This window comes from Streptomyces muensis (genome assembly GCF_021474425.1).
Taxonomy (GTDB): domain Bacteria; phylum Actinomycetota; class Actinomycetes; order Streptomycetales; family Streptomycetaceae; genus Streptomyces; species Streptomyces muensis.
Map to the genome: position 1 here is coordinate 1 of NZ_JAKEIP010000001.1, position 26,352 is coordinate 26,352.

Genomic DNA, 26,352 nt, shown 5'->3' on the forward strand with positions numbered 1-26,352 from the left:
GGGCAGGGGCGTGTGCCGGAGGGGCGGGGACCTCGGCCGGGGAGCCGAAGTCGGCGCTGTCGGTGGCGTCCGTGGTGTCGGCGAAGAACGACTCCCCGGCGATCGGCGCCGTCGGCCGAGGCGCCGCGGCCGTTTCCGTCCTCGCCTCGGCCGGCTCCGCCGCCTGGCGTGCTCTCGCCTCCAGGTAGGGTCTCGCGCCCCAGCCGAGGACCGCCTCGGCCAGTGCGACGCCGAGCCCTTCGTTGAAGAAGAGGAGCTGGGCGGCGGTGTCACTGCAGTGCCCGCAGCGGTTCAGATGCCCGCGCAGGTCCGGGTCGACATCGACGCCGCCTCGCCGGTACGTCACGTCCAGCATCCGCAGGTACTGCCGGCACTCGTGCTCGGGGGCGAGTTCGCGGTGGACCTGGAGGCTCTCCTCGCGCAACCGCTCGCAGGCCCGGCCCAGTTCGAGACGGGCGGACTCCTCGTCGAGGCCGAGCAGTCCGGCCGGTACGGCCAGCGGTTCGGCCTCGACCTCGGTGTGCCACAGCAGGCAGCGGGCCGCCTGGGGAAGCCGCTGGAAGGCCCCGGAGAGCAGCCGTCGGTCGGCGGGCGGCAGCAGTCGGGCGGCGACGCGCTCCGCGCCCTGGGTCTCGGACCGCAGCTCGGGGTGGAGCAGTTCGCGACTGCGGTCGGTGTCCCATTCGGCGGCGATACGGCGCACGGTGACGAGGAGTTGGGGACGCCAGGCGGCCGTCGGTCCGGTCTGCCGCAGCGTTTCACCGAAGAGCCGGGTGAAGGCCGCGGTCGTGAGCATTCCCGCGGATCGGGCGTCGGCGGTGCACAGCCGTGCGTAGGTGAGGCCCGCTTCCCAGTGCCGATCGAGGAGTTCACCGACGGGGTGCAGCGCGGGCGACACCCCTGTCCACTTCTTCAGTTCGGCGCTCAGTTGAGCGTCCGTCACATCGAAGAGTCGGGCGTCGTCAGGCGAATTCGACAGGCCTGCGTCAGGCACGACGGCATTCCTCCGGAGGGCTTTCGGCATTGAAGGTCCATACCAACGGGTATGCTCCGGGCGCGACTCTTGTGAAGCCTGGGCACTGGGGAGCGAGGCACACCTTTGCACAGGTCAGGGACAGAGAACAAGCGATTCCAGTTTTTGTGCATTGCGTGCGCGACGATCACTGTTTGACGAATAGTCAATAACCCCGCAAGGCGATTACGACATCCGGGCGGGGCAATTGGAAACGGTATTCACTCAGCCCACTTCGCATGCGACCGAAAACCATTGAACGGCCGATCTCCGACTTTCATGCCTGGTCATACGGACGTACGGACCTTCACCGCGCCTTCACGAGTCATCCGCCAACCATTGGACCGCTCCCCCGGTACGCCCCCGGCGGCCGCCCGTACCGTTCACGGAACACCCGGTTGAAGTGAAAAGGACTGGCGAACCCCGAGGCGGCCGCCACGCGTTCCACTGACAGGTCGGTGCTCTCCAGCAGCCGGGCGGCGTGCCGCAGCCGGGCCTCGCGCAGCACGCGCATCGGTGACTGCCCGGTCTGCCGGGTGAAGAGGTGGGCGAACCGCGAGGGCGAGAGGGCGACATGCCCGGCGAGTGAGCGCACGGTGTGCGGTGCGGCCGGGTCGGCCGCGATCAGCGCCTGCGCCCGGCGCACCCGGGCGTCGATGCCGGGCCGGGGCGGCTGGGGCCGCGCGGTGCCGGCGGTCAGCAGGACGACCTCCTCCAGTGAGCACAGGGCGAGTTCGCGGGCCGCGGTGCCATGGGCCACGGCGACCGACTCGTCCCCCGCCTCGTCGCCCGGCGCCTCGCCCGGCTCGGGCAGGGGCGGCGCCTCCGTGCCCGTCCAGCGGGCGTCGGCGAGCATCCGGCGAAACGCCGCCTCGACGCGTCCGCGCACCGCGTCCGGCGTCGGTGTGACGACGTACATCCCCTCCCCGGCGTCGTACGGACGCAGCCAGGACCGCCAGGAGGGGCGGGCCTGGCAGTGCACCCACCAGAACCGCCAGTGCCGCGCGCCGGGCTCGACCTCGTAGCCGTGCGGAACGCCGGGTGCGAGCACCACGAGGTCCCCCGTCCCGGCCCGCGTCTCGGCGCTGCCGTGCCGCAGTCGGCCGCGGCCGCCGGTCGTCCAGGTGAACAGCCAACTGTCCGCGCCGCGCGGCCGGTTGATCCCGTACGTCGGCGGCTGATCGAAGTACCCGACGACCACCAGGCCTGGCGGCGGGGCGGGAACACCGGGCGCGGCAGTCTCGGGCAATCCGTCAGCGCTCACAGTCATCCTCCTGGGACGTGCGTCGGCCTAGCGTGGTCGGGCGAGGACACCTGACCGAGGAGGGCACATGACAGCCGACATGACAGTCACGGACAGGGGCGCGGCCGACGCCCCCATCCTGCCCGAGCGCGGGCTCCGGCAGTTCCAGGAGGAGGGCTTCACGGTCGTACGCGGGCTGTTCGGGAACGACGAGATCGACCGGCTCTGCGACCGGTTCGCGACGCTGCACGCGGCCGGGCCCGTGCCCGGGCACTTCGCGCCGCACCCGTCGGACAGCGACCCGCTGCGCGCCTACCCGAGGGTGATGCAGCCGCACGAGATCGACGAACTGTCACTGCGGGTACTGCTGGACGCGCGGTTGCGCGGGGTGCTGGAGGTGCTGCTCGGAGAGGAGGTGCTGGCCGCGCAGAGCATGTTCTACTTCAAGCCGCCGGGGGCGCGGGGGCAGGCGCTGCACCAGGACAACTTCTATCTGCGGGTCGAGCCGGGCACGTGTGTGGCGGCGTGGATCGCCTGCGATGTGATCGACCGGGAGAACGGGGGGCTCGAAGTCGTGCCGGGTACGCATGCGATGGAGCTGTTCTGTCCGGAGTTGGCGGACGAGGAGGTGTCTTTCGCGCGGGAGTACGTGGCGCCTCCGGCGGGGTTGGCCGCGGTTCCTGTCGACATGGAGCCGGGGGATGTTCTGTTCTTCAACGGCAGCCTGGTGCATGGGTCGCAGCCGAACCGTACGGGGGATCGGTTTCGGCGGTCGTTCATCGGTCACTATGTGGGGCGGTCGGCTGAGCGGATCGGGGCGTATTACCGGACGCTGTCGATGAGCGGGGATCGGGTGGCGTTGGAGGAGAGTGAGGGGGCGGGGCCGTGCGGTAGCGAGTTCGCGCCGTCCGGGCCCCACTAGTGTGTCGGCTGCGGGTGCGTCGTGGTTGATCGCGCCCGCGCGGCGGAGCCGCATATCGACACAGCCCCGCGCCCCTAAAGAAGGGGCGTTTCAGTGGCCGATGATCGGGTGGGGACTGTATGGCTGCTGTAGCTCCTCCAACTCCTTCTCCGTGAGCGTGAGTTCTACCGCCGCCACCGCGTCCTCGATGTGCTGGGACTTGGCGGCGCCGATGATCGGGGCCGTGACCGTGGGCTGGTGGAGGAGCCAGGCAAGGGCGATCTGGGCGCGGGGGACGGCGCGGTCGGTGGCGACGCGGGTGACGGCCTCGACGACGACGCGGTCGCTGTCGGCGTAGAGGCCGCTGCCGAAGTTGTCGGTGGCGCTGCGGTCGGTGACCGTGCCCCAGTCCCGGGTGAGGCGGCCTCGCGCGAGCGGGCTCCAGGGCAGGACGCCGACGCCCTGGTCCGCGCAGAGCGGGAGCATCTCGCGCTCCTCCTCGCGGTAGAGGAGGTTGTAGTGGTTCTGCATCGAGGCGAACTTCGTCCAGCCGTGCCGCTCGGCCGTGTACTGCATCTTGGAGAACTGCCAGGCGTACATCGAACTCGCCCCGATGTAGCGCACCTTGCCCGCCTTGACCAGGTCGTGCAGGGCCTCCATGGTCTCCTCGACCGGGGTGTGCGGGTCGAAGCGGTGGATCTGGTAGAGGTCGACGTAGTCGGTGCCGAGGCGGGTGAGGCTGTGGTCGATCTCGGTCATGACGGCCTTGCGGGAGAGGCCGGCGCCGTTGGGGCCGGGCCGCATGCGGCCGTTCAGCTTCGTGGCGAGCACGATGTCGTCGCGGCGGGCGAAGTCGCGCAGCGCCTTGCCGACGATCTCCTCGCTGGTGCCGTCGGAGTAGACGTTGGCGGTGTCGAAGAAGTTGATCCCGGCGTCCAGCGCATGGCGGATCAGCGGTCGTGAGGCCTCCTCGTCGAGGGTCCACTCGTGCGTGCCGCGGTCGGGGAGGCCGTAGGTCATGCAGCCCAGACAGATCCGCGACACGTCCAGGCCCGTCGAACCGAGCTTCACGTACTGCATCGTTGCTGCTCCTGCCTTCGCCGGTGGGGTACCTGGGGAGCGTACGTCGTCGGGTGCGGGCGCGGCCGGTTCGGTCACCGGTCCAGCAGGTCCAGGGCGCGCTCCCAACCGAAGTCCGGCCGGCCGCCGTCCTCCCCCGCCTCGCCGGCGTACGGCTCCCCGAAGCGCACGCCCATCGCTCGCAGCCGTAGCAGGCTGTCCCGGTAGGCGGGATGGGCGGCCAGCGCGTCGGCCACGCAGGGCAGGACGGCGATGGGGACGCCGAGGCCGTAGGCCTCGCACAGGGTGGCAAGGGCGAGGGTGTCGGCGATGCCGGCGGCCCATTTGTTGACCGTGTTGAAGGTGGCCGGTGCCGCGACGACGGCGTCCGGCGGCGGGAAGGGGCGCGGGTCGGCGGGGGTGCGCCAGGCCGAGCGGATCGGGCGGCCGGTGAGGGCCGCCACGGCCGCGGTGTCGAAGAAGCCGTTCATGGCGACCGGGGTCGCTATGACACCGACCTCCCAGTCCCGCTCCTGTGCGGCGGTGATCAGCTTGCTGACGTCGGCTGCGATGCCGGCGGCGCAGACGACGACGTAGAGGAAGGGTTTCCGGGCCTGTCCGGTCACGGCTGGCTCGGTCATGGCCTGTTCGGTCACGGCCTGTTCGGTCATCCGGGAACCCTACTCAAACGGGCTAGCGCAGCGGGAAGGACTGACCACGCTCGTCGTCCGGGCGCGGGCCGAAGACGCGGCGGTCCTTCTCCTCGATCGGCAGGTCGTTGATGCTCGCCTCGCGCCGGGTCATCAGGCCGTGCTCGTCGAACTCCCACAGCTCGTTGCCGTACGACCGCCACCACTGGCCCTCGGCGTCCCGGCACTCGTACTGGAAGCGGACGGCGATGCGGTTGCCGTCGAAGGCCCAGAGGTCCTTGCGCAGCGCGTACTCCCGCTCGCGCGCCCACTTCGCGGTGAGGAACTCGACGATCTCGGCGCGGCCGGTGACGAAGGTGTCGCGGTTGCGCCACACCGAGTCCTCGGAGTAGGCGAGCGCCACCCTGTGCGGGTCACGGGTGTTCCAGGCGTCCTCGGCGGCCTGCACCTTCTGAGCCGCGGTCTCGTGGGTGAACGGCGGCAGGGGCGGGCGGTCGGTCATGTCATCCTCCGGGGCCGGAACGGCGGTACGGAAAGCGGAGAACGAGCGTTCTCCGGCACGGCTGCTACCGTAGGAGAACGCTCGTTCTCGCGTCAAGGAGAGGTCGTACATGGACAGCGCCACCGCCCGGGAGCAGGCACTGGACGCCGCGGAGAAGCTGTTCTACGGGCGCGGCATCCAGTCCGTCGGCATGGACGACATCCGGGGCACGTCCGGGGTTTCACTCAAGCGGCTCTATCAGCTCTTCCCGGCGAAGGAGCAACTGGTCGAGGCCTATCTGGAGCGGCGCGACGTGCGCTGGCGCGGACGGCTCGCCGCCCACGTGGAGCGGCACACGGACCCCGAGCGGCGGCTTCTCGCCGTCTTCGACTGGCTGGAGGAGTGGTTCGGCGAGGAGGACTTCCGCGGGTGCGCCTGGATCAACTCCTACGGCGAACTCGGCGCCCGCTCGGAGCGGGTCGCCGACCAGGTCCGTGCCCACAAACGGGCGTTCCGCGACTACCTCGCCTCGCTGGTGACGGCGGCCGGGCTGCCAGAGGCGCTGACCGGGTCGCTGTATCTGCTGGCGGAGGGGGCGATGGTGACGGCGGGGATAACGGGCGGTACGCGTCCGGCGGCGGAGGCGCGGGAGGCGGCGCGGTCGCTGATGGCGGCGCGGTGAGATCGGCGGGCGGGGCGGCATCGGATACCGGCCCGCCCGCCGCCGTGGTCCACAGTGGTCTACGTACCCGGCGTCAACTCCCCGTTTCCGAGACGGTGATGGCACTCACCGGGCACGCCCGGGCCGCCTCGCGGACCATCGGGTCGCCGCCGCCGTTCTCGCGGCCGGGGAGCAGGGCGCTGAAGCCGTCGTCGTCCTGGGTGAAGACGGAGGGGGCGGCGAGGGCGCACTGGCCGGCACCGATGCAGAGGCCGTGGTCGATGTCGATGTGCAGGTTGTCTGATTCGCGCGTTTCGTTGTGCATGACCGGAGCCTCTTACCAGGTCACGGGGAGTTCCAGCATCCCCTGGATCGTGTCGCCGGGTTTGAAGGGGATTTCCTCCGCAGGGACCGCCAACCGGAGGGTCGGCAGGCGCTCGAAGAGGGTGCGCAGGGCGATCTCCATCTCGGCTCGGGCGAGGTTCTGGCCGAGGCACTGGTGGATGCCGAAGCCGAAGCCGACGTGGTGGCGGGCGGAGCGGTGCCAGTCGAGGGTGTCGGGGTCGGGGTAGACGGACTCGTCGCGGTTGATGACCGAGGTGGAGAAGACGACGCCCTCGCCCGCCCGGATGGTCGCGCCGTCCGTCTCGATGTCCTCGACGGCGACCCGCAGCATGCCGTCGGCGATGGACAGCATCCGCATCAGTTCCTCGACCGCAGCGGGCAGCAGCGTCGGGTCGGCCGTCAACTCGGCGAGGCGGTCGGGGTGTTGGAGGAGGGTGAAGGTGCCCAGGGAGATCATGTTTGCGGTGGTCTCGTGGCCGGCGACCAGCAGGATGGTCGCGAGGGCGATGACCTCCTCCTGGTCCAGCTCGCCCGTGCGCAGCTGCTGGTGGACGAGTTCGTCCAGTACGCCGTCGCCGGGTTCGGGCTGTTTCCGCTTCCGGTCGATCAGCTCCGCGAAGTAGGCCTCCAGCCGGTCGCGGGCGGCCATGGTGTCGGCCGCCGTGGGGCCGCGCAGCAGGCGTCGTGACTGTTCCTCGAAGAAGTCGTGGTCGGCGTAGGGGACGCCCAGCAGGGCGCAGATGACCATGGAGGGCACGGGCAGGGCGAAGGCGCTCACCAGGTCGGCGGGCGCTCCGCGGGCGATCATCGTGTCCAGCCGTTCGTCCACGATCCGCTGGATCTCGGGGCGCAGTTCGGCGGCGCGTCGCAGGGTGAAGCTGGGGACCATCATCCGTCGCTGGACCCGGTGTTCGGGGTCGTCGACGCCCAGCAGCGCGCCCTTGCGGTTGCGCAGCCCCGCGAACCGTTCGGTGGGCGCGGGGAAGTCGGGGCGGGTGCGGTCGGAGGAGAGCCGCGGGTCGGCCAGCAGGGTGCGGGCGAGCGCGTGTCCGGTGACCAGCCAGACCGGGCGGCCGTCGTAGAGGCTGATGCGGGCCAGCGGGCGGGTCTCGCGCAGGGGGTCGTAGGCCGTGGGCGGGTGGTAGGGGCAGGTCCGGCTCTGGGGGAAGGCGACGGTGTGCGGTTCCGTCATGTCCGTCATGGAAGACCTCGCAGACGAAGGTTGCGTCGTGCCGATCTTCATTAGATGCCTCAGGCATCTAGCGGACGACGCCAAGTTCGGCCAGATCAGCCGCCCGGGCAATCTGGCCGGGGATCGTCGCACAGAGCTTCGGGCACGGGGGCGTCCGGCCCGTCCCGCCGGTTCTCCCGGAGCCGGTCGCTGGAAAACCGCTTGTCGGCACGGGACCGCCGGCCACAGAATCCGGCCATGTCCACGACCCGCGCCTTCCTGCCGCCGACCGCCGCCGTCCGTCCGGTGGCGCTCCAGCAGCAGCCCGGCCGTCCATGGAGGCCCACGCTTCCCACGTCATGACGGCCGCGCTCGTCGCGGGGCTGATCGCGGGCTACGGCATCGCCGTCCCGGTCGGCGCGGTCGCGACCTACCTCGTCTCCCTCACCGCCCGAACCTCCCTGCGGACCGGGGTCTGCGCCGCGCTGGGCGTCGCGACGGCCGACGGACTCTACGCGCTCGTGGCCACCCTCGGCGGCTCCGCGCTGGCCGGCGCGCTGCGTCCGGTGCTGGTCCCGCTGCGCTGGGCATCCGCCCTGGTGCTGGCGGTGCTCGCGGTACGGGGCGCCGTCGTCGCCGTACGCCACTACCGCGACCGCCGCCTGGCCACCCGCTCCGCTTCCGCTGCTCCCCCGAGCCCGGCGCGGGCCTTTCTGGCGCTGCTCGGCATCACGCTGCTGAACCCGACCACCGTGATCTACTTCGCGGCCCTCGTCCTCGGCACGCGGGCGTCGGACACGGCAGCACCCCTGGAACAGGGGGTCTTCGTCCTGGCCGCGTTCGCCGCCTCGGCGAGCTGGCAGGTGCTGCTGGCCGGCGGCGGGGCGCTGCTGGGACGGGTACTGACGGGGCGTCGGGGGCGGTTGGTGACGGCGCTGGTGTCGAGCGGCGTGATCCTTGCGCTGGCCGTGGGGACGGCGGCGTAGGCGCGGCAGGATGATTTCCGCTGGTGCCTTTGTTGAAAGAGGGAACCAGTCAGCTTCAGGACACGACGATGGGACCGAAGCATGCCTCTCGACGGCGAGTACGAGCCCAGCCCGACCAAGTGGGTCCGCGACCAGGTGGAGTTGTACGAGAGCTCCGGCGGCACCCGGGGGACGACCCTGCAGAACACGGGGATGCCGGTGATCGTGCTCACGACCCGGGGTGTCAGGAGCGGCAAGATCCGCAAGACGCCGCTGATGCGCGTCGAGCACGAGGGGCGTTATGCCGCGGTGGCCTCGCAGGGCGGTGCGCCCAAGCACCCGGTCTGGTACCACAACATCAAGGGCGATCCCCATGTCGAGCTCCAGGACGGTCCCCTCAAGCAGGACATGAGGGCCCGCGAGATCACCGGCGCGGAGAAGGACGAGTGGTGGGAGCGGGCCGTGGCGGCGTATCCGCCGTACGCCGACTACCAGGAGAACACCGACCGGGTGATCCCGGTCTTCGTACTGGAGCCGCTCGACGAGGCCTGAACCGACCTCCGGAAACTTTTTCTCCGCACGGACGCATGAACCCCTCTTGGCCGGGCACACGTGCGTCAGGCCCCGCCGCGTTCCCCCGTCGCGGCGGGGCTTTCTCGGCCCTAGGTGTATTGACCCGCAGGGTTGTTCACGCGGGTGATGGGTGGGTGGCCGCCGAGTGCGGTGTGGCAGCGGTGGTGGTTGTAGGTGTGGAGGAAGTCTGTCAGGGCGTCGGTGCGTTCGGTGTTGTGGGTGTAGGGCCGTAGGTAGGCCCATTCGTCGAGCAGGGTGCGGTTGAAGCGTTCGACCTTGCCGTTGGTCTGCGGCCGGTAGGCGCGGGTGAGCTTGCCGGTTGCGCCCAGGTCGGCAAGTGCCTGCTGCCAGGCGAAGCTCTTGCGGTAGGGCCAGGCGTTGTCGGTCAGGACTCGCTCGATGCAGTCGATTCCCGACGTGGCGAAGAAGGCTGCGGCCCGGCGCAGGAAGCCGGCGCAGGTGGCTGCCTTCTCGTCCGGGTGGATTTCGCTGTAGGCGAGGCGGGTGTGGTCGTCGACGGCGGAGTGGATGTAGTCGAAGCCCATGGTGTTGCGGGTGGCGCGGCCGGCTTGGCGGCCCAGGACCTTGTGGCCGCCGCCGTCGGGGATCCGGCCGAGTTTCTTGACGTCGACGTGGATGAGTTCGCCGGGCCGGTCGCGTTCGTAGCGGCGGATGACCTGGCCGGTGGGCCGGTCCAGGTGGGCCAGCCGGTTCAGGCCGTGGCGGGACAGGATGCGATGCGTGGTGGAGGCGGGCAGGCCCAGGATCGGGCCGATGCGGGCTGGGCCGAGTTTGCGGTCCTGCCGCAGCCGGCAGACGCGGGCCTCCACGGTCGCCGCAGTGCGATGCGGTGTGGTCCGGGGCCGGCTGGAGCGGTCGGCGAGACCGGGCTCGCCCTCGGATCGCCAGCGCCGGATCCACTTGTGGGCGGTGGGACGGGAGATGCCCATCTCCGCGGCGACATGCGCGACAGGACGCCCTGAGCGGACACGTTCGACGAGCAGCCGCCTGCCGTGAACGGTCAGCCGGGCATTACGGTGGGACACGAAGGCCTCCGTGCGGTGAAGATTCGACACCTCCACCACACACGGAGGCCTTCGCCATGATCAAGCCCGCCCAGCGTTAACAACGCTCGTGATCAATACACCTAGGGCCTGTCCGGCGGATCATGCCGGCATCGCGGGGTCCGGCACGCACTCCCCCACACTCGAACCGGCTTCGTCCGGCTCGCGCGGGGGCACTCCCATCGCCCCGCTCGGCTCGGCTTGGCTGAAGCGGCGGACCGGGCGGTGCGCGGCGCTGCGGATCAGACTGCGGCTCTGGACCGTCCGCCTCACCCCCGCGCCGCTGACCCGCTGGACCGCCCGGACGACAGCTTCCGCGACGGCGATCAAGCGCACCGGCTCCCGCGTCGTCCTGACGACGTTGGCGGCCGGCGTGGTCTACCACCAGTCGGAGCACTTGGCCGGGGGGTCCGTGACCAGCGAGCCGCAGACCCGGAACTGGTACTGCGGGTCGGTGCTGGTCCGCCGGAAGGGCGTGGTCAGGCTCTGCCCCGCGGACCGGACGGTGAAGGGACCGCACTGGAGCCAGGGGTACACGGAGTCGGCGTTGTCCCAGCCGTTCGCCCGCCAGTCCATGTATGCCCAGGTGAGCGGTCCACTTCGAGATGCCGTTCGAGCCGGGAGCGAGGCGCGGGCGGCAGTGCCTCAGTCGGCGAGCAGGGCGTGCACCCACTGGTCTTCGCGCTGTTCGATGTACTCGGCGTCGCTTCGCCAGGCGTCGCCGTGGCCTGCTGCCCACAGTGTTGCCCAGGGCTGGACACCTTGGGCGGCCTGGTCGCGCAGGAAGTCGTGCATGGAACGCGTACGGCGGCCCAGCAGAGGGACCAGTCGACGGCGTTCGGCCTCATCGAGGCCGTAGGCGTTGGCAAAGACTCGTAGCCGGTCTCCCGCGTCGCGGCGTTGCCAGTCAGGATGCGCGGACAACGGGATGAACCCGTGCACGGCATACGCGACGTCCCACAGGCGGGAACCGGGGCCGGCTGTGTCCCAGTCGATGAAGGCCCACTGGGACTCGTCTGCGACCACAAGGTTCCATGGGGCCAGATCGTGATGGGCGATGATGTCGCTGCCCTCGGCGGGGATCAGCACCTGCCAGTGCGCGTCGGCTGGTGGTGTGAAGTCCTGCACTGCATCGTGGAACTCCCGGATCAGTCGTGCCACGCGAGCCAGTTGCAGAGTGGGTTCCAGCAGAGAGAACCCGTCGGGCCAGACCACATCTCCCGGCACGAAGGTCAGAACTTCGCGCCCCTGGTCGTCAATGCCCAGAGGACGAGGCGCCGCCCGGAATCCCACCTCGTGCAGGTGGGTGAGCAAGGCGTGCACTGCGGGAGTCCACGGTCCGGTCGGACGGCGGACGGTATCTCCGACTCGAACGACACCATCGCTCACGTTGCCGCCGGACAACGGCTGCTCTTCATCGTGCTGCACGTGCACACACTATGGCCTGCGCACGCTGCGACTTCTGCACCCCCAAGGACTCCACGAGAGCCCAACTCCCGGATGCCGAGGACAACTTGCAGAAATCCCGCAGGCCCGACACCCCGCGAACTCGACGAGCCGGCCACCGCACGCCTCCTGCCAAGTCATCGCCGTAAGGCAAGGCAGCGCAGGCCTGGGGTCGCGCTGATATCGGAGTGCGAAGTGGCTCGGGTGAGTGTCACAGTCACTGTCGTGACCTTGATGGACGTACTCGTCAGCTTCTCCCGTACCGGCCGGCTCGGGCCCCTGAACTGCGGAATGACCTTGGCTGAGGCTGAAGACCTCCTCGGCCCGGGGCGCCCGCACCCCGCCCACATCATGAAGGGGCCCGATATCGACGGTTATCCATACTCCTGGGACGGGCTGGGGCTGGTGGTCACTCAGCGGACCGTCAGCGGGATCTGGATCAACCTCCGGCCCGGTTCGGCCGCCAGACTTCCGCCGCTCGTCCTGCCCGATTCCGAGTCATTCGACGCCACCGTCCTCCGCGAGGAGTTGATCGCCGCCCTGGACAAGGCAGGCTGCCGGCATGCGGTCAACAGCACCCTCACCTTCGGCCGGCAGGCAAGCCTCATCACCCAACCCGCCGGCGTCTGCGCGGTCTTCAGCCTGCCGGGACGGGACGACGACGTGCCGCACCGCGATCGGCATTACCTCGACGTGATGCACAAGCACACGGCTTGACACTGCTGATTCCACGGAATGATCCGGTTGACGTGGCCCTCCACGGCGCCTGAGTCCCAGGTTGGGTGAGGTCGGCGACGACGGCGTCGAGAACGTCACAGATCGCCGGTTCTGACACGGCTTCTGAAATGCACCGCACCTCACAGCCGGCCTGATCCGCCGGACAGGCCCTCGCGTGCGGAGCGTTCGGTCACGTCGAGGAAGATCTGGTCGGCCTCCGCCACGGTTCGGGAGATGGAGCGCTTGATGCGGACGGCGACCTCCTCCACGTGTTCGCTGTCGAGGCCGGGTGCCAGATCGACCCGGGCCGCCACCAGGGCCGTTTCGAGGCCGGTCTTCATCGTGAACAGGGCTTCCACACTGTCGATCTCGGGTTGGGCCTCCAGCAGCGCGCGGATGCGGCCGGCCGCCTCGGGGTCGGCGGCCTCCCCGATCAGCTGGTCGCGGGCGTCGCGCCCCAGCCGGTAGGCGACGTAGACGAGGAGCGCGCCGATCGCCAGCGACGCGGACGCCTCCCAGACGACCTGCCCGGTGACCATGTGCAGTGCCATGCCCCCGAGGGCGAGGCTCACGCCGAGCACCGCCGTGGCGTCCTCGGCGACGACCGTGCGCAGCGCCGGGTCCCGCAGGCCGTGCGTGACGCCGCCCTGCCCGCGTACCTGGTACAGCGCCCGCACCAGCGACAGCCCCTCGGCGACGAAGGCGACACCGAGCACGATCATGCCCGCCACATAGCCGCTGAACTTCTCCTCGGAACCCCCGCGCAGCGCCTCGACGCCCTGGAAGAAGGAGAAGCACCCGCCCATCACGAAGATCCCGACGGCCGCGAGCAGCGACCAGAAGAAGCGTTCCTTGCCGTAGCCGAAGGGATGGCGGGCGTCGGCGGGGCGGCGGCTGCGGCGCAGTGCGGCCAGCAGGAAGATCTCGTTCATGCTGTCCGCCACGGAGTGCGCGGCCTCCGACAGCAGCGCGGGCGAGTGGGCGACGACTCCGCCGACGGCCTTGGCGACGGCGATGACGAGGTTGGCGGTGAGGGCGACCAGGACGGTGACCCGGGTCCTGCGGTCCGCCTTCGGTGCGTCGGGCGTGCTGCTCATTTTCCACCGACTGCCCCGGTCGATCCCGCTCACACCGTGCCGTCGGCGGAAATCGGGGGACTCGGTGGGATCAGGAACCCCGGCACGGGACGGGGACGTACGGCAGAGAGGAGCCGGGTCATGAGCGGCGGGGGCAACACCGCCTACGGGAGGAAGTCGTTCCAGCGGTCGAAGGCCCACTTCACGGACCGGATCACGGCCGACGGGCGGGAGGGCTGGCCGGTGGAGGCCGGTCGCTACCGTCTGGTGGCCAGCCGTGCCTGTCCGTGGGCGAGCCGGGCGGTGGTGTCCCGGCGGCTGCTCGGCCTGGAGGACGCCCTGTCCCTCGCGGTCGCCGACCCGATCCAGGACGACCGGAGCTGGCGCTTCACGCTGGACCCCGACGACCGCGACCCGGTGCTCGGCATCCGCTTCCTCAGCGAGGCCTACGACAGGCGGGAGACCGACTACCCGGGCGGCGTCAGCGTGCCCGCGATCGTGGACGTGCCCAGCGGCAGGCTCGTCACCAACGACTACCAGCGGATCACGCTCGATCTCGCCACCGAGTGGACGGCGCTGCACCGCGCGGGGGCGCCCGATCTCTACCCCGAGCCGCTGCGGGACGAGATCGACGCCGTGATGGCGGAGGTGTACGAGGACGTCAACAACGGTGTGTACCGGGCGGGGTTCGCCACCGGCCAGCAGGAGTACGAGGAGGCGTGCGCGCGGCTCTTCGAGCGGCTGGAGCTGCTGGGCGAGCGACTTGCCGGGCAGCGCTATCTTGTCGGCGACACGATCACCGAGGCGGACATCCGACTGTTCACCACGCTGGTCCGGTTCGACGCCGTCTATCACGGTCACTTCAAGTGCAACCGCTGGAAGTTGACGGAGCATCAAGTGCTGTGGGCGTACGCCCGCGACCTCTACCAGACGCCGGGATTCGGTGACACCGTCGACTTCGACCACATCAAGCGGCACTACTACCAGGTGCACAGCGGCATCAACCCGACCGGCATCGTGCCCCTCGGACCGGACCTGTCGGGCTGGCCGACCCCGCACCACCGTCAGGAGCTGGGCGGCAGGCCGTTCGGCGACGGGACGCCGCCGGGGCCGCCCACTCAGGCCGAGCGGGTCGCGGCGCGCGGACGACCCTGACCGACGAAGGAGGCACACGGACATGGCCAAGAAGCGGAAGAAGGCGAAGCTCCCCCTCGCCTACAAACCCCTGGGATTCGCCCTCGGCTGGGCGAGCGGCGCGCTGGCCGGGCTCGCCTTCCGCAAGACCTGGATGGCGATACGGCACGAGGAGGACGCTCCGGACGCGCTGGACCGTGAGCGCGGCTGGGGCGAGATCCTGCTGGCGGCGGCGGTCCAGGGCGCCCTGTTCGCGATGGCCCGCAGTCTGGCGGACCGCACGGGCGCCAAGGCGATCGAGCGGTCGACCGGCGTGTGGCCGGTCAGCGACAAGGGCGGGCGGGACTGAGCACTGCTTCGGTGCCGTTCAGCCCTGCTTCGGTGCCGTGGGGGCCTGGCGGCGCAGGGTGAAGGAGTGGCCGGCCGGGTCGGAGTAGCCGCGTTCCCCGTAGGGGCCGGCCGCGTCCTTCGCCTCCAGCGGCCGGCCGCCGAGCCCGACGATCCTGCGCTCGGCCTCGTCCAGGTCCGCCACGACGAAGTCCAGGTGGGCCTGGAGGGAGTTCTCGGGGCGCGGCCAGCTCGGCGGCGTGGCGTTCATGTCGCGGCGGAACGCGAGCCGGGTGCCGTCGGCACCCCTGATCTCCACGCGGTTGGCGGTCGCCTCCGTCTGTTCGCCGTCCAGAAGTTCCCGGTAGAACACGGCGAGCTTCTCCGGCTCGGCGCAGTCGAGCACCACGAAACCCGCTGTCACCAGTGGCATGACTCCTCCGAAGGGTCCGGGGCACGGGACGGACCTGTCCCGCCGCCCTGTCCCCGACGGGTGTCCCTCTCAGGCGGTTTCAGTCCGCCACCAGCCACTTCCCGTCCCGCATCAGCAACCGCCCCGCCAGCTCGTCGGCCTCGCGCCAGGCCTGTCCCCGGGTCGGCACGACACGGAAGTACAGCTAGGGCTTGCTGAGCCGTCCCAGAGGAAGGAGAGCGGCACGAGGAACGGCACTCCCCCGCCGGCGTCGGCGGTGGCGACCCACACGTCCTCGTCGATCTTTTCGAGGCGATGCAGGGTGTCCTTCTTGCGCTGCTCGGCGGGGCGTGCGGGTGACGGGGCCATCGGCGAGGTCTCTCGTCAGGGGACGGCTTTGGCGGACGAGTCCGGTGTGGCCGTCGGGTGCCCGGACCGGGAGCGGATTTCCGCCAGTCGGCCCGCCGACGCGCCGAGGAGCAGTTCCAGGGCGGCCGGATAGGAGCTGCGCGCCATGTCGGCCACGAGGTGGCGGGCGGTGGCGGCGATGTGCGGGTGGGTGTCGGCGGGCAGGCGCGCGTACGTCGCCCGCCAGACGGCCGCCTCGGCCTCCCGCGCGGCCTTCGGCATCGCCGCGCTCGCCGAGTCGAGGGCGCCGTGGGCGAGGGCCTGGTCGACGAAGGCGTGGTAGATCCGCACCGCCTCGGCGTCGGGGAACCCTGCCTCGCGCAGTACGCCGAGGACGGTCTCGACGGCCTGGATCTCGTACTCCCGCCCGGTCACCCGGTACGAGCTGAGCACGGCGGCACGCGGGTGCGCGAGGGCCCCCGCGTGCATCCGCAGACCGAGGTCGCGCAGGTCGGCGCGCCAGTCGCCGGTGGGGCGCCAGGTGCGCAGCGTACGGCCGATGAGTTCGTCGGCGATGGCGAGCATCAGGTCGTCGGTGTGCCGGAAGTAGCGGTACAGCGAGCTGGGGTCGGCGCCGAGGGCGCGGCCGAGGCGGCGTACCGAGAGGGCGTCGGCGCCGTGTTCCTCGATGAGCCGCAGGGCCGTGTCGACGATGAGCTCCTCGGACAGGACGACGCCGTGCTTGGTGGGGCGCCTGCGCCGGCGGGCGGCGGGCGGGACGACGCGCTCGCTCATGGACTGCCTCCCATGACTGCTTGCCTCGGGCCGGGTGTCCCGCACCTTATGACAACACCGTTGACCTGTTAACCTCTCGGACAGTTTCATGTCCGCTCATCGGGGCCGTCCAGGCCCCCGGTGCGAGCGGAGTCCGGCCATGCCCGACGAGCAGTCCTACAGCGTCGACCCTCCAGCGCGGCCCGAGCTGCGCAAGTCCCTGGGTGTCCTGGACGGGGTCGCCATCGCCGCGTCCAGCACGGCCGCGACCACCAGCATCGGCATCGGGCTCGGCGTCACGGCCGGCGTGGTCGGACTGCATCTGCCGGCGATCATGCTGCTGGCGTTCCTGCCGGTGCTGGGCATCGCGGGCGCCTACTCGCGGCTGAACAAGGTCGAGCCGAACGCGGGCAACGGCTATGTGTGGGTGGGCCGTTCGCTCACGCCCTGGCTGGGCTTCATGGTCGGCTGGGTGAACATCGTGGCCGTGGTGGCGTTCCTCGCGTACACCACGGCGGTCACCGGCTCCGCCCTGCTGCAGCTCGCCGGGGACGCGGGGCTGCACCGGATCGGCGGCCTCGCGCTGGACCCGGGTTCGACCGCGCAGACGACGGCGCTCGGCATCCTGGTCCTGGTGGCGGTCACACTGACCGCCGTCACCGGCATCCGCACCGCCGCCCGTCTCCAGGCCGGGCTGCTGGTCTTCGAGTACGTCGTCCTGCTGGGCTTCTGCGGCTACGGCATCGTCACCGGCCCGCACGACTTCAGCCTGAGCTGGTTCGACCCGTTCGCGATCCCGTCGGCGACGACCCTCGCGCAGGGCATGCTGCTGTCGGTGTTCTGCTACTGGGGCTTCGAGTCGGCGTTCAGCGTCAACGAGGAGGTGCGTGACCCGCGCGACGCCTCGCGGGCCGGGATCACCACCCTGTTCACCATGCTGGCGCTGTTCCTGCTCGGCTCGGTGGCCTTCCAACGGGTGCTGTCCGAGGAGGAGTTGGTCGGTCACGGCGCCGAGGGACTGGCCTTCTTCGGCGACCGGCTGGCGTCCCAGCCGTGGGCGGCGCTGCCCTTGATCGCCCTGATGTTCTCGGCGGTCGCCTCGCTGCAGGCCGGGGTGATCCCGACGGCCCGGGCGATGTTCGCGATGAGCCGGGACCGTACGCTCGGGCCGGTGTGGTCCAAGGTCAGCCCCCGGTACGGGACTCCGGCGGCCGGCACCGTGCTGATCGGCGCGCTGGCGGCGGGCGTCGCGGGCCTGGCGCTGGTCATTCCCCGGCTGGCCGACATGATCATGGCGACGGTGAGTGCCGTGGGCATCGTGGTCGCGGTGTCGTACGCCCTCACCGCGCTCGCGGCCGCCGTCCGGTTCCGCGCGCTGCTGCGGGAGGACTGGTGGCAGGGGGTGCGCGCGGTCGTCCTGCCCACGCTGAGCGCCCTCGCACTGCTCGGCCTCGGCGGCTACCTCGGCTGGTCCTTCTACACCTCCGCCGAGCACTTCGAAGTCAGCGCGGACAACGGCTGGTTCCTGCTCGCCACCCCGCTGGCGATGATCGCGTCCGGCTTCGTGGCCGCGGCGTGGGCCAGGTGGGTGCGCAGATCCCCGTACTTCCGCACCGGCAAGGGCACGGACGCCGACGCGCCGCAGCTCCTCGCCGCCTCCCGATAACTCGCCACCAGGACAAGGACCATGCACGCAGATCTCCTGTTCACCGGCGGAGCCGTCCTCACTCCCAAGGGCCGCACCGCGACCGCCGTGGCCGTCACCGGCGACCGTGTCACGGCCGTAGGACGCGAGGAGGTGCACGATCTCGCCGGGCCGCGGACCGAGGTGGTGGACCTCGCCGGGCGGCTGCTGCTGCCCGGGTTCCAGGACGCGCACGTGCATCCGGTGCCGGCCGGGCTGGAACTCTCCCAGTGCGACCTGACCGGCGCGAGGACGGCCGACGAGACGCTCGCCGCGGTCCGCGCGTACGCCGACGCGCATCCGGAGCGGGAGTGGATCACGGGCGGCGGCTGGTCCATGGAGGCCTTCGCGGGCGGTACGCCGACGAAGGAGCTGCTGGACGCGGTGGTGCCCGACCGGCCGGTGTACCTGCCCAACCGTGACCATCACGGGGCCTGGGTCAACAGCCGTGCCCTCGCGCTCGCCGGCCTCACGCGGGACACCCCCGACCCGGCCGACGGGCGGATCGACCGGGACGCCTCCGGTGAGCCGAGCGGAACCTTGCAGGAGGGGGCGATGCAACTGGTGGGGCGGCTCACCCCGCCGGCCACCCCCGCCGACCGGCTGGCGGCGCTGCTGCACGCCCAACGGCATCTGCACGCGCTCGGCATCACGGCCTGGCAGGACGCGCTGGTCGGGGACTTCCTCGGCATGGACGACCCCGCGGAGGCGTATCTGGCGGCCGCGCGGGACGGCTCGCTCACCGCCCGCGTCGTCGGCGCGCTGTGGTGGGACCGGGAGCGGGGCGCCGAGCAGGTTCCCGAACTGGTCGAGCGGCGGGCCGCGTTGAGCCATGGCCGCTTCAGCGCGGGCAGCGTCAAGCTGATGCTGGACGGCGTCGCCGAGACCGGCACGGCCGCGCTGCTCGACCCCTATCTCGACCGGTGCGGCTGTGCCACCGCCAACCGGGGCACCAGCTTCATCGACGCCGGTCAACTGCCCAAGTACGTCACCGAGTTGGACGCCCTCGGCTTCCAGTGCCACTTCCACGCCCTCGGTGACCGGGCCGTACGCGACGCGCTGGACGCGATCGAGGCGGCGCGTGCCACGAACGGGCCGAGCGACACACGGCCCCACCTCGCCCACCTCCAGGTCGTCCAGCCCGCCGACGTACCGCGGTTCGCCACGCTCGGGGCCACCGCGAACATCCAGCCGCTGTGGGCGGCGCACGAACCGCAGATGGACGAGCTGACGATCCCGTTCCTGGGGCCCGAACGGGCCGCGTGGCAGTACCCGTTCGGCGCACTGCTGCGCTCCGGCGCCCGGCTCGCGGCGGGCAGCGACTGGCCGGTGAGCAGCCCCGACCCGCTCCACGGGATCCATGTGGCGGTCAACCGCGTGAGCCCGGGCGGCGACACTCCGGTCTTCCTGCCCGGCGAACGCATCGGGCTCACCGAGGCGTTGACCGCCTACACGGCCGGCTCGGCGTATGTGAACCACCTCGACGACACGGGCGCGGTGCGGGCCGGCGCGCTCGCGGATCTCGTGGTCCTGGACCGCGACCCGTTCACCGGACCGCCGGAGGCCATCGCGGACACACGGGTCGCGCTGACCTATGTGGGAGGGGGGAGAGTGTACGCGGCTCAGGAGGCGTGAGTACGCGAGGCGCACGCCTGCTATCGGTCGGCCGACGCCTGGAACGTGCGGCGGTACGCCTGGGGTGACACCCCGATCGCGGCGTGCAGGTGCTGGCGCAGGGAGGCTCCCGTGGCGAAGCCGACCTGGCCGGCGATCCGGTCCACCGAGAGGTCGCTGGACTCCAGCAGGTGCCGGGCGCGGGCGACGCGCTGCTGGATCAGCCAGCGGCCGGGGCTGAGGCCGACCTCGTCGTGGAAGCGGCGGGCGAAGGTGCGCAGGCTCATCCGGGCGTGGGCGGCGAGGTCGGTGAGGGTGAGGGGTTCGTCGAGGTGCTCCAGGGCCCAGGCGCGGGTCGCTGCGGTGTCGGCGGCGCCGCTCTCCGGAACGGGCTGCTCGATGTACTGGGCCTGGCCGCCGTCCCGGAACGGGGGCACGACGCAGCGCCGGGCCACCGCGTTGGCCAGTTCGTGACCGTGGTCGACCCGGACGATGTGCAGACAGACGTCGACACCGGAGGCCGCGCCGGCCGAGGTGAGGATCCTGCCGTCGTGGACGAAGAGGACGTCCGGGTCCAGGTCGACCCCGGGATACCGGCGTCGGAACGCCTCGGTCACCTGCCAGTGCGTGGTGGCCCTGCGGCCGTCGAGGAGGCCCGCCGCGGCGAGGACGAAGGCGGCGGTGCAGATCGACACGATGCGTGCGTCCGGGCGGATCAGCGCGAGGGCGGCGGCGACCTCGGCGGTCAGCTCCGTGGGGATGTACGGGGGCGCCATGGACGCGACGACGACGGTGTCGGCCGTGGCGAGGATCTCCGGGCCGTACTGGACGCCGATCGTGAAGTCGGCGTTGCTGTGCACGGGCCGGCCGTCGACGCTGCACGTCAGCACCTCGTACCGGCCGTCAGCCGCGCCGAAGATCCGGCTGGGGATACCGAGCTCGAAGGGGTAGACGCCGTCCAGGGCCAGCACCACGACCCGCTCGACCCGTTCTGCTTGTCGTTCACCACGCATGGCACGATTCTATCGAAGGTTGGCAATCGTGCCATTTTCCGGAGCGGCGGCTCCGGGCAGGCTTTTCCACCATGAGCACTGTGAACACGATGCGAGCCATCAGCCAGGACGTCCTCGGCGGTCCCGAGGTTCTGAAGGAAGTGGAACTGGAGCGCCCGACGCCGCGCCCGAACGAGGTGCTGGTGCGGGTACGCGCCGCGGGCGTCAATCCGACCGACTGGAAGCACCGCGCGAACGGCGGATTCCTCGGCGAGCCGCCCTTCGTCCTGGGCTGGGACGTCTCAGGCGTGGTCGAGGCGGTCGGCATCGGCGTCGCCCGCTTCCAGCCCGGCGACGAGGTCTTCGGCATGCTGTCCTACCCGTTCGGCCACGGCTCGCACACCGAGTACGTCACCGCACCGGCCCGCACCTTCGCGCCCAAGCCGGCCTCGATCGACCACACGCAGGCGGGCGCGCTGCCGCTGGTCTCGCTGACCGCCTGGCAGGCCCTGGTCGAGTACGCGGACGTACAGCCCGGTCAGCGGGTGCTGGTCCACGCGGCGGCCGGCGGGGTCGGGCATGTGGCCGTGCAGATCGCCAAGGCGCGGGGCGCGTACGTGATCGGCACGGCGAGCGCGGGCAAGCACGAGTTCCTGCGGGGCCTCGGCGCGGACGAGGTGATCGACTACCGGGAGACGGACTTCGTCGAGGCGGTGAAGGACGTGGACGTGGTGCTGGACACCCTGGGCGGCGAGACCTCGGTGCGCTCGCTGAAGGTGCTGCGCCCGGGCGGCGTCGTCGTGTCGATCCTGCCGGTCGGGTCGGACGAGTTCCACGAGGAGGCCGAGCGGCTCGGCGTACGCGCCGTGCGGATGCTCGTGGACGCCGACCGCGCCGATCTGCGGGCGATCACGGACCTGGTCGAGAAGGGGCAGCTGCGCGTCGAGATCGCCGGCACCTTCCCGCTGGCCGATGCCGCCGAGGCGCACGCGCTCGGCGACACCGGCCGGACCACGGGGAAGCTGGTCCTGACGGTCGACTGACTCGTACGGTCGGTGACTCGTACGGTCGACCGACTCGGAACGGTCGACTGAATCAGAACGTGAGCACGGGCTTGATCGCCTTGCCCGCGCCCATGTCCCGCACCGCCTGGTCGATCTCCGCGAAGGGGTAGGTGCTGATCAGGCGGTGCAGCGGGAGCCGCCCTTCCTTCACCAGCCGGACGAGGGCCGGGATGAAGGTCTGCGTCTCGGCGTCGCCGAGGGTGAGGCCGACGACCTGCTTGCCGCCGAGCAGCCCGTTGACGTCCAGGGCGACCTCGGTGCCGAACGGCGGGGCTCCGACGACGACCAGGGTGCCGCGGGCGGCGAGCGCGTCGACGCCCTGGCGCAGGACGCCGACGTTGCCGGTGGTCTCGACGACGCCGTCGGCGCCCTGTCCGCCGGTGATCCCGGCGAGCGCCTCGCCGGGGTCGGTCTCGGCCGCGTCGACGGTGTGGGTGGCGCCCAACTCCTTTGCCAGCGCCAGCCGTTCGCCGATGCGGTCGACGGCGACGATGTTGGTGGCCGGGGTCAGGGCGGCGGCCATGACGGCGGACAGGCCGACGGCTCCGGCGCCGAGGACGACGACCGTGCTGCCGGTGACCGGCTTCAGCACGTTCCAGACGGCGCCGACTCCGGTCTGCACACCGCAGCCCAGCGGGGCGATCGAGGTGAGCGGCACCTCCGGGTCGACCTTGACCAGGCTGCGCTCGTCCACGAGTGCCCGCTCGGCGAAGGAGGACTGTCCGAAGAAGTGGCCGCCGAGTTCCTCGCCGTCCCGGCTGATCGTGCCGGTGCCGTCGGCCCGGCGGCCGCCGATGAGGTTCAGCGGCAGCCAGGTCGCGCAGTACGCCGGGTGTCCGCCGCGGCAGTTGCGGCAGTCACCGCACGAGGTGAAGGACAGCACCACATGGTCGCCGGGCGCGACGCCGGTGACGGCGGGGCCGACGGCCTCGACGACGCCCGCGCCCTCGTGGCCGAGGACGCCGGGCAGCGGGAAGGGCAGTCCGCCGCTCGCCACACCGAGGTCGGTGTGGCACAGGCCGGTCGCCACCATGCGGACGACGGCCTCGTTCGCTCCGGGCTCGGCGAGTTCGACGTCGGACAGGGTGAAGGGCGCTCCGCCGGACTCGACGACGGCGGCGCGGGTGGGGATGGACATCGCGGGATCTCCTAGGCGGGGGCGCTCAGTCGAGCGAGACGACGACGGACTTGGTCGTGGTGTAGGCGTCGAGGGCCTCGGGCCCGTACTCGCGGCCGAAGCCGGAGTCCTTGACGCCGCCGAAGGGGACCGCGGGGTCGAGCATCGCCCAGTCGTTGACCCAGACGATCCCGGCCTGGAGCCGGTCGGCGACCCGGTGGGCGCGGGCCAGGTTGCCGGTCTGGATGCCCGAGGCCAGACCGTAGGGCGTGGAGTTGGCGAGTTCGACGGCCTCGTCCTCGGAGTCGAAGGGCTGGACGGTGAGGACGGGGCCGAAGATCTCCTCCTGGATCACCCGGGAGTCGTTCGGCAGGTCGGCGATCACGGTGGGCTTGTAGTAGTAGCCGCCGTCGAGGTCGAGGCGCTCACCTCCGCAGACGATCCGGCCGCCCTCCTTGCGGGCCAGGTCGACGTACTCCTCGACCTTGCGCAGATGCCGCTCCCCCGCCATCGGGCCGATGACGGTCTCTGGCTTGCGGGGATCGCCGAGCGGTACGCCGGGCACGGCGTCGGCGAGGATGCCGAGCAGCGTGCTGTAGACCTGCCGGGCCACCAGGAGCCGCGGTCCGCCCATGCAGAACTGTCCGGTGTTGAAGACGAAGCCCTTGATGACCGCGCCGACGGCCTTCTCCAGGTCGGCGTCCTCGAAGACGACGTGGGCAGCGTTGCCGCCGAGTTCCATGGTGACCGGCGTGAGGGACTCCCCGGCGAGGGCGGCGACCTTCCTGCCGACGCCGGTCGAGCCGGTGAAGGCGACCTTGTCGATCCCGGGGTCGCGCAGCAGTGCCTCGCCGGCCGCCGGGCCACCGGTGACGACGTTGACCACGCCGTCGGGGACACCGGCACGCTTGAGGAGGTCGGCCATGTACAGGGCGCTGAGCGGGGTCTCCTCGGCCGGCTTGTGCACCACCGTGTTGCCCGCCGCGAGCGCCGGGGCGATCTTGGAACCGGCCAGGATCAGCGGGAAGTTGTACGGGGTGATCGCGGCGACCACGCCGAGCGGCCGGCGCCGGACGTAGGCGAGGGCGTTCATGGGGGTGTCGCGCACCGAGCCGTCGAGGGCGTGGGCGAGGGCGGCGAAGTGCTCGTAGTCGTTGGCGGCGTTGGTGACGTCGACGGCGTGGGCGAGCGTGATCGGTTTGCCGACGTCGCGGCTCTCCAGCTCGGCGATCGTGTCCGCGTTCTCCCTGATCAGCGCGGCGACCCGGTGCAGCACCCGGCCCCGCTCGCGGCCGCTCAGCCCGGACCAGGCGCCGTCGTCGAAGGCGTCCCGCGCGGCGCGCACGGCCGCTTCCACGTCGGCGGCGCCGGCGTCCGCGACCGTGGTGAGGACCGTGCCGCGGGACGGGTCGACCACCTCGGTGCGCGCTCCGTCGGCGGCCTCGCGCCACCGGCCCCCGATGAACAGCCGACCGGGTTCGATCTCGAAGGTGGTCATCGCCACTCCCCAGCTTCATCGCCAAGATTTCAACCAACAGGATTCCTGTTGGTTCGCAGTCTGATCCGCAGTCTCATTACAGACAGGTTTCCTGTCAATGCTCTAGGCTGAACTCATGCTCGACGCCCAGGTGACCAAGGCAGCTCCGTCGCTTCTCTACATGGTGAAGCAGGTGGAGCTGGTCGTGCGCTCCCACCTCGACGAGCTGGTCAAACCGTCCGGGATCACCGCCCTGCAGTACACGGCGCTCACCGTCCTGGAGCGGCACGACGGGCTGTCGGCCGCCCAGCTGGCCCGCGACTCCTTCGTCACGGCCCAGTCGATCGCCGATCTCGTACGGTCCCTGGAGGGCCGTGGGCTGGTACGGCGGGAGCGCAATCCGCGCAACCGCCGGGAGCTGCTGATCCTGCTGACCGACACCGGCCGTGCGCTGCTGGCGCGCCACGCGGGGCCGGTGCGGGAGCTGGAGGCGCGGATGGTGCGGGACCTCACGGCCCACCAGGCCGAGCAGTTCCGCCAGGCCCTCAGCAAGTCCTGGCACGCGTTGTCGTAGTCACGACCCGTCCAACTCGCGCATTCCGCACGTCAGTTGGCGAAGCGTCTGTCGCAATTCGAAGACATATGTCAATCGAACATGCTCAAATTCGGTCGTTCGAGGGTAACTTGCAGGGCGGGGACTGGATTTGAGCACCCCGCCGCAAGTGAGCAGGTTGGAGGCGATGTCGTCGTGCAGCAGGATCCTGCGCCGTTCAGTCGGCATCTGCGCGTCCACCGGCACCGGGGGCACACGGTGCTGGAGTTCCACGGTGAGATCGACATCGCGGCCGCGGTCGAGATCGCGCCATACCTGGACCGGGTGACGGCCCACCCCGACGCCCGGGTGGTGATCGATCTGCGGAGGATCGAGTTCTTCGACTGCTCCGGGCTGCGTCTGCTCTACCGGGCCCGCAGCCGGACGCTCGACCACGGCGGGCAGCTGCACCTGGTCTGCACCCACTCGCTCACCCTGCGCGTCCTCAGGATCACCGGCCTCGCCCGGCTGCTGCCCCCGCACCCGACGCTGGACGCGGCCCTGAACCAGCCGGAGGCCACGTCCGGCACTCTGTGAAGGCCCTGTCCGTTCCCTGCCTATTCGGTTCCCGGCGCGTCGAACAGGGCGCTGACCGACTCCCCGTTGTGAATGCGGCGCACGGCCTCGGCGAGGGCCGGGGCGATGGACAGGACGCGCAGCTTGTCGGTGCGCTCCTCCGCCGGGATCGGCACGGTGTTGGTGCACACGATCTCCAGTACGTCGGGCTGCTCACCGATCCGCTTGAGCGCACCGGCCGCGAACAGGCCGTGCGTACAGGCGACGCGGATCGAACGCGGCCCCAACTCCCGCAGCCGATCGAGGAGTTCGATGACCCGGTCGTCCCCGAACCGCTGCTTGGCGCCGGCGGCCACCTGGGCGCCGATCATCCGCGCGAACGCGGCGGCCTCCTTGGCGTTGCCGAGGTCCGGTGAGACGACGGTCGTACGGGTCAGGTCGTACTGCCGGAAGTGCGCGGCGAGTTCCCGCAGCGCGTGCAGGTGGTCGACCGGCACCGTGAAGAAGCCGTGCACCTGGGGCGCGTGCAGGGTCATGGCGAGCACGCGGCTCGCGCCTGCCGCCACCATCAGGTCCGCGACGAGCCGGCCGCCGAGGGAGATGCGGGGCGCGTCCTTCTTGTCGGAGCGGGCGTAGGAGTAGTGCGGCATGACGACCGTGATCCGGCGCGTAGCGCTCCGCAGGGGCACCGTTTCGGGTTTCGCCGTGAGGGTGCGGTGATCTGCGGGCTGCGGCTTTGTCGTGGTTGCTCGCGCAGTTCCCCGCGCCCCTGAGGGCGTCCACCGCACGGCGTTATCCGCGCGGTAGACGTCCCGCTTCACGCTACGGGGACCCCGAAATTCGCTTGCCGTCCGCCGGTGGAGCCGCGCCATGATGGCCGCGTCCGTGTTCCCTCACGTCAGGATCCCTCGCATGCGCCGACTCCTCGACAGCACCC

27 protein-coding genes and 3 pseudogenes are annotated in these 26,352 nt (G+C 71.0%); 12 read left to right on the forward strand and 18 right to left on the reverse strand.

Going from position 1 to position 26,352, the window contains the following annotated elements:
* Together L0P92_RS00005 and L0P92_RS00010 are read right to left on the reverse strand one after the other, a co-directional pair.
* Window positions 1-994 (reverse strand): annotated as a pseudogene (locus L0P92_RS00005) (hydrolase); the annotation flags it as partial.
* Window positions 995-1,337: 343 nt separating this feature from the next.
* Window positions 1,338-2,282: a helix-turn-helix domain-containing protein gene (locus tag L0P92_RS00010; protein ID WP_234760259.1), complete on the reverse strand. Its 945-nt coding sequence runs from the start codon at window positions 2,280-2,282 to the stop codon at window positions 1,338-1,340.
* Between the two features lie 73 nt (window positions 2,283-2,355).
* On the opposite strand from L0P92_RS00010, the gene L0P92_RS00015 reads away from it, so the two are divergent.
* Window positions 2,356-3,177 carry a phytanoyl-CoA dioxygenase family protein gene (locus tag L0P92_RS00015; RefSeq protein WP_234760360.1) on the forward strand — a complete coding sequence of 274 codons (822 nt, stop codon included), beginning with the start codon at window positions 2,356-2,358 and terminating at the stop codon, window positions 3,175-3,177.
* Window positions 3,178-3,267: 90 nt separating this feature from the next.
* Here the strand turns inward: L0P92_RS00015 and L0P92_RS00020 are convergent, their stop codons facing one another.
* From L0P92_RS00020 to L0P92_RS00030, 3 genes are all read right to left on the reverse strand, one after another.
* Window positions 3,268-4,236 carry an aldo/keto reductase gene (locus L0P92_RS00020; protein ID WP_234760260.1) on the reverse strand — a complete coding sequence of 323 codons (969 nt, stop codon included), beginning with the start codon at window positions 4,234-4,236 and terminating at the stop codon, window positions 3,268-3,270.
* A 74-nt stretch (window positions 4,237-4,310) separates the two neighbouring features.
* Window positions 4,311-4,886: a flavoprotein gene (locus L0P92_RS00025; RefSeq protein WP_372497183.1), complete on the reverse strand. Its 576-nt coding sequence runs from the start codon at window positions 4,884-4,886 to the stop codon at window positions 4,311-4,313.
* A gap of 22 nt (window positions 4,887-4,908) precedes the next feature.
* Window positions 4,909-5,367 (reverse strand): nuclear transport factor 2 family protein, encoded by a 459-nt coding sequence (locus L0P92_RS00030; protein WP_234760261.1) that lies wholly within the window; start codon window positions 5,365-5,367, stop codon window positions 4,909-4,911.
* Between the two features lie 109 nt (window positions 5,368-5,476).
* On the opposite strand from L0P92_RS00030, the gene L0P92_RS00035 reads away from it, so the two are divergent.
* On the forward strand, window positions 5,477-6,028 hold the full coding sequence (locus L0P92_RS00035) for a TetR/AcrR family transcriptional regulator (protein WP_234760262.1): 552 nt from the start codon (window positions 5,477-5,479) through the stop codon (window positions 6,026-6,028).
* Window positions 6,029-6,101: 73 nt separating this feature from the next.
* Here the strand turns inward: L0P92_RS00035 and L0P92_RS00040 are convergent, their stop codons facing one another.
* Window positions 6,102-6,302 (reverse strand): ferredoxin, encoded by a 201-nt coding sequence (locus L0P92_RS00040; RefSeq protein WP_234760362.1) that lies wholly within the window; start codon window positions 6,300-6,302, stop codon window positions 6,102-6,104.
* Window positions 6,303-6,344: 42 nt separating this feature from the next.
* Window positions 6,345-7,553, reverse strand: a complete 1,209-nt coding sequence (locus L0P92_RS00045) for a cytochrome P450 (RefSeq protein ID WP_234760263.1) — start codon at window positions 7,551-7,553, stop codon at window positions 6,345-6,347.
* A gap of 305 nt (window positions 7,554-7,858) precedes the next feature.
* Between L0P92_RS00045 and L0P92_RS00050 the strand changes: the two genes are divergently transcribed.
* A complete protein-coding gene (locus tag L0P92_RS00050) occupies window positions 7,859-8,509 on the forward strand; it encodes a LysE family transporter (protein WP_505016534.1) in 651 nt (216 codons plus the stop codon).
* An 81-nt stretch (window positions 8,510-8,590) separates the two neighbouring features.
* The gene (locus L0P92_RS00055) at window positions 8,591-9,040 is read left to right on the forward strand and encodes a nitroreductase family deazaflavin-dependent oxidoreductase (RefSeq protein WP_234760265.1); all 450 of its coding nucleotides are present in this window, start codon (window positions 8,591-8,593) and stop codon (window positions 9,038-9,040) included.
* Between the two features lie 110 nt (window positions 9,041-9,150).
* Here L0P92_RS00055 and L0P92_RS00060 read toward each other — a convergent pair whose 3' ends face one another.
* The 3 genes from L0P92_RS00060 to L0P92_RS00070 all read right to left on the reverse strand — a co-directional run bounded on the left by L0P92_RS00060 (window position 9,151) and on the right by L0P92_RS00070 (window position 11,553).
* Entirely contained in the window at window positions 9,151-10,107 is a 957-nt protein-coding gene (locus L0P92_RS00060) for an IS481 family transposase (RefSeq protein WP_234760266.1), read from the reverse strand.
* 396 nt (window positions 10,108-10,503) lie between these two features.
* Window positions 10,504-10,701, reverse strand: a complete 198-nt coding sequence (locus L0P92_RS00065; RefSeq protein ID WP_234760267.1) for a hypothetical protein — start codon at window positions 10,699-10,701, stop codon at window positions 10,504-10,506.
* Window positions 10,702-10,770: 69 nt separating this feature from the next.
* Window positions 10,771-11,553 carry a phosphotransferase enzyme family protein gene (locus L0P92_RS00070; RefSeq protein ID WP_234760268.1) on the reverse strand — a complete coding sequence of 261 codons (783 nt, stop codon included), beginning with the start codon at window positions 11,551-11,553 and terminating at the stop codon, window positions 10,771-10,773.
* Window positions 11,554-11,796: 243 nt separating this feature from the next.
* Between L0P92_RS00070 and L0P92_RS00075 the strand changes: the two genes are divergently transcribed.
* The gene (locus tag L0P92_RS00075) at window positions 11,797-12,288 is read left to right on the forward strand and encodes a hypothetical protein (protein ID WP_234760269.1); all 492 of its coding nucleotides are present in this window, start codon (window positions 11,797-11,799) and stop codon (window positions 12,286-12,288) included.
* A gap of 140 nt (window positions 12,289-12,428) precedes the next feature.
* On the opposite strand, the gene L0P92_RS00080 is transcribed toward L0P92_RS00075, so the two are convergent.
* Window positions 12,429-13,385: a cation diffusion facilitator family transporter gene (locus L0P92_RS00080; protein ID WP_234760270.1), complete on the reverse strand. Its 957-nt coding sequence runs from the start codon at window positions 13,383-13,385 to the stop codon at window positions 12,429-12,431.
* Between the two features lie 120 nt (window positions 13,386-13,505).
* Between L0P92_RS00080 and L0P92_RS00085 the strand changes: the two genes are divergently transcribed.
* Window positions 13,506-14,519, forward strand: coding sequence for a glutathione S-transferase family protein (locus L0P92_RS00085; protein ID WP_234760271.1), 1,014 nt, complete (start codon window positions 13,506-13,508; stop codon window positions 14,517-14,519).
* A gap of 22 nt (window positions 14,520-14,541) precedes the next feature.
* Window positions 14,542-14,847 (forward strand): DUF4235 domain-containing protein, encoded by a 306-nt coding sequence (locus tag L0P92_RS00090; RefSeq protein WP_234760272.1) that lies wholly within the window; start codon window positions 14,542-14,544, stop codon window positions 14,845-14,847.
* Between the two features lie 18 nt (window positions 14,848-14,865).
* On the opposite strand, the gene L0P92_RS00095 is transcribed toward L0P92_RS00090, so the two are convergent.
* From L0P92_RS00095 to L0P92_RS00105, 3 genes and pseudogenes are all read right to left on the reverse strand, one after another.
* Window positions 14,866-15,258 carry a VOC family protein gene (locus tag L0P92_RS00095; protein WP_234760273.1) on the reverse strand — a complete coding sequence of 131 codons (393 nt, stop codon included), beginning with the start codon at window positions 15,256-15,258 and terminating at the stop codon, window positions 14,866-14,868.
* A gap of 79 nt (window positions 15,259-15,337) precedes the next feature.
* A pseudogene (locus L0P92_RS00100) lies at window positions 15,338-15,606 on the reverse strand (hypothetical protein).
* A 15-nt stretch (window positions 15,607-15,621) separates the two neighbouring features.
* Entirely contained in the window at window positions 15,622-16,380 is a 759-nt protein-coding gene (locus tag L0P92_RS00105; RefSeq protein WP_234760274.1) for a TetR/AcrR family transcriptional regulator, read from the reverse strand.
* A 139-nt stretch (window positions 16,381-16,519) separates the two neighbouring features.
* On the opposite strand from L0P92_RS00105, the gene L0P92_RS00110 reads away from it, so the two are divergent.
* On the forward strand, window positions 16,520-18,025 hold the full coding sequence (locus L0P92_RS00110; protein WP_234760275.1) for an APC family permease: 1,506 nt from the start codon (window positions 16,520-16,522) through the stop codon (window positions 18,023-18,025).
* Window positions 18,026-18,046: 21 nt separating this feature from the next.
* Window positions 18,047-19,678, forward strand: coding sequence for an amidohydrolase (locus tag L0P92_RS00115; RefSeq protein WP_234760276.1), 1,632 nt, complete (start codon window positions 18,047-18,049; stop codon window positions 19,676-19,678).
* A 20-nt stretch (window positions 19,679-19,698) separates the two neighbouring features.
* Here L0P92_RS00115 and L0P92_RS00120 read toward each other — a convergent pair whose 3' ends face one another.
* On the reverse strand, window positions 19,699-20,670 hold the full coding sequence (locus L0P92_RS00120) for a GlxA family transcriptional regulator (protein WP_234760277.1): 972 nt from the start codon (window positions 20,668-20,670) through the stop codon (window positions 19,699-19,701).
* A gap of 71 nt (window positions 20,671-20,741) precedes the next feature.
* Here L0P92_RS00120 and L0P92_RS00125 point away from each other — a divergent pair, with 71 nt between their 5' ends.
* Window positions 20,742-21,692, forward strand: a complete 951-nt coding sequence (locus tag L0P92_RS00125) for an NADP-dependent oxidoreductase (RefSeq protein ID WP_234760278.1) — start codon at window positions 20,742-20,744, stop codon at window positions 21,690-21,692.
* A 52-nt stretch (window positions 21,693-21,744) separates the two neighbouring features.
* On the opposite strand, the gene L0P92_RS00130 is transcribed toward L0P92_RS00125, so the two are convergent.
* Together L0P92_RS00130 and L0P92_RS00135 are read right to left on the reverse strand one after the other, a co-directional pair.
* The gene (locus L0P92_RS00130; protein ID WP_234760279.1) at window positions 21,745-22,851 is read right to left on the reverse strand and encodes an NAD(P)-dependent alcohol dehydrogenase; all 1,107 of its coding nucleotides are present in this window, start codon (window positions 22,849-22,851) and stop codon (window positions 21,745-21,747) included.
* Between the two features lie 25 nt (window positions 22,852-22,876).
* Window positions 22,877-24,328, reverse strand: coding sequence for an aldehyde dehydrogenase family protein (locus L0P92_RS00135; RefSeq protein ID WP_234760280.1), 1,452 nt, complete (start codon window positions 24,326-24,328; stop codon window positions 22,877-22,879).
* A 115-nt stretch (window positions 24,329-24,443) separates the two neighbouring features.
* Between L0P92_RS00135 and L0P92_RS00140 the strand changes: the two genes are divergently transcribed.
* Entirely contained in the window at window positions 24,444-24,881 is a 438-nt protein-coding gene (locus L0P92_RS00140; RefSeq protein ID WP_234760281.1) for a MarR family winged helix-turn-helix transcriptional regulator, read from the forward strand.
* 174 nt (window positions 24,882-25,055) lie between these two features.
* A complete protein-coding gene (locus L0P92_RS00145) occupies window positions 25,056-25,436 on the forward strand; it encodes an anti-sigma factor antagonist (protein WP_234760282.1) in 381 nt (126 codons plus the stop codon).
* Between the two features lie 20 nt (window positions 25,437-25,456).
* Here L0P92_RS00145 and L0P92_RS00150 read toward each other — a convergent pair.
* Window positions 25,457-26,092: pseudogene (locus L0P92_RS00150) on the reverse strand (ribose-phosphate diphosphokinase); the annotation flags it as partial.
* Window positions 26,093-26,352 lie beyond the last annotated feature (260 nt).

Excerpts from the sequence above, each read along its gene's own strand:
- L0P92_RS00135 (WP_234760280.1), bottom strand. The coding sequence starts at position 24,328 with ATGACCACCTTCGAGATCGAACCCGGTCGGCTGTTCATCGGGGGCCGG.
- L0P92_RS00050 (WP_505016534.1), top strand. The coding sequence starts at position 7,859 with ATGGAGGCCCACGCTTCCCACGTCATGACGGCCGCGCTCGTCGCGGGG.
- L0P92_RS00030 (WP_234760261.1), bottom strand. The coding sequence starts at position 5,367 with ATGACCGACCGCCCGCCCCTGCCGCCGTTCACCCACGAGACCGCGGCT.
- L0P92_RS00095 (WP_234760273.1), bottom strand. The coding sequence starts at position 15,258 with ATGCCACTGGTGACAGCGGGTTTCGTGGTGCTCGACTGCGCCGAGCCG.
- L0P92_RS00120 (WP_234760277.1), bottom strand. The coding sequence starts at position 20,670 with ATGCGTGGTGAACGACAAGCAGAACGGGTCGAGCGGGTCGTGGTGCTG.
- L0P92_RS00090 (WP_234760272.1), top strand. The coding sequence starts at position 14,542 with ATGGCCAAGAAGCGGAAGAAGGCGAAGCTCCCCCTCGCCTACAAACCC.
- L0P92_RS00020 (WP_234760260.1), bottom strand. The coding sequence starts at position 4,236 with ATGCAGTACGTGAAGCTCGGTTCGACGGGCCTGGACGTGTCGCGGATC.
- L0P92_RS00125 (WP_234760278.1), top strand. The coding sequence starts at position 20,742 with ATGAGCACTGTGAACACGATGCGAGCCATCAGCCAGGACGTCCTCGGC.
- L0P92_RS00115 (WP_234760276.1), top strand. The coding sequence starts at position 18,047 with ATGCACGCAGATCTCCTGTTCACCGGCGGAGCCGTCCTCACTCCCAAG.
- L0P92_RS00080 (WP_234760270.1), bottom strand. The coding sequence starts at position 13,385 with ATGAGCAGCACGCCCGACGCACCGAAGGCGGACCGCAGGACCCGGGTC.
- L0P92_RS00015 (WP_234760360.1), top strand. The coding sequence starts at position 2,356 with ATGACAGTCACGGACAGGGGCGCGGCCGACGCCCCCATCCTGCCCGAG.
- L0P92_RS00105 (WP_234760274.1), bottom strand. The coding sequence starts at position 16,380 with ATGAGCGAGCGCGTCGTCCCGCCCGCCGCCCGCCGGCGCAGGCGCCCC.
- L0P92_RS00025 (WP_372497183.1), bottom strand. The coding sequence starts at position 4,886 with ATGACCGAACAGGCCGTGACCGAACAGGCCATGACCGAGCCAGCCGTG.
- L0P92_RS00085 (WP_234760271.1), top strand. The coding sequence starts at position 13,506 with ATGAGCGGCGGGGGCAACACCGCCTACGGGAGGAAGTCGTTCCAGCGG.
- L0P92_RS00130 (WP_234760279.1), bottom strand. The coding sequence starts at position 22,851 with ATGTCCATCCCCACCCGCGCCGCCGTCGTCGAGTCCGGCGGAGCGCCC.
- L0P92_RS00065 (WP_234760267.1), bottom strand. The coding sequence starts at position 10,701 with ATGGACTGGCGGGCGAACGGCTGGGACAACGCCGACTCCGTGTACCCC.
- L0P92_RS00140 (WP_234760281.1), top strand. The coding sequence starts at position 24,444 with ATGCTCGACGCCCAGGTGACCAAGGCAGCTCCGTCGCTTCTCTACATG.
- L0P92_RS00010 (WP_234760259.1), bottom strand. The coding sequence starts at position 2,282 with ATGACTGTGAGCGCTGACGGATTGCCCGAGACTGCCGCGCCCGGTGTT.
- L0P92_RS00045 (WP_234760263.1), bottom strand. The coding sequence starts at position 7,553 with ATGACGGACATGACGGAACCGCACACCGTCGCCTTCCCCCAGAGCCGG.
- L0P92_RS00110 (WP_234760275.1), top strand. The coding sequence starts at position 16,520 with ATGCCCGACGAGCAGTCCTACAGCGTCGACCCTCCAGCGCGGCCCGAG.
- L0P92_RS00035 (WP_234760262.1), top strand. The coding sequence starts at position 5,477 with ATGGACAGCGCCACCGCCCGGGAGCAGGCACTGGACGCCGCGGAGAAG.
- L0P92_RS00055 (WP_234760265.1), top strand. The coding sequence starts at position 8,591 with ATGCCTCTCGACGGCGAGTACGAGCCCAGCCCGACCAAGTGGGTCCGC.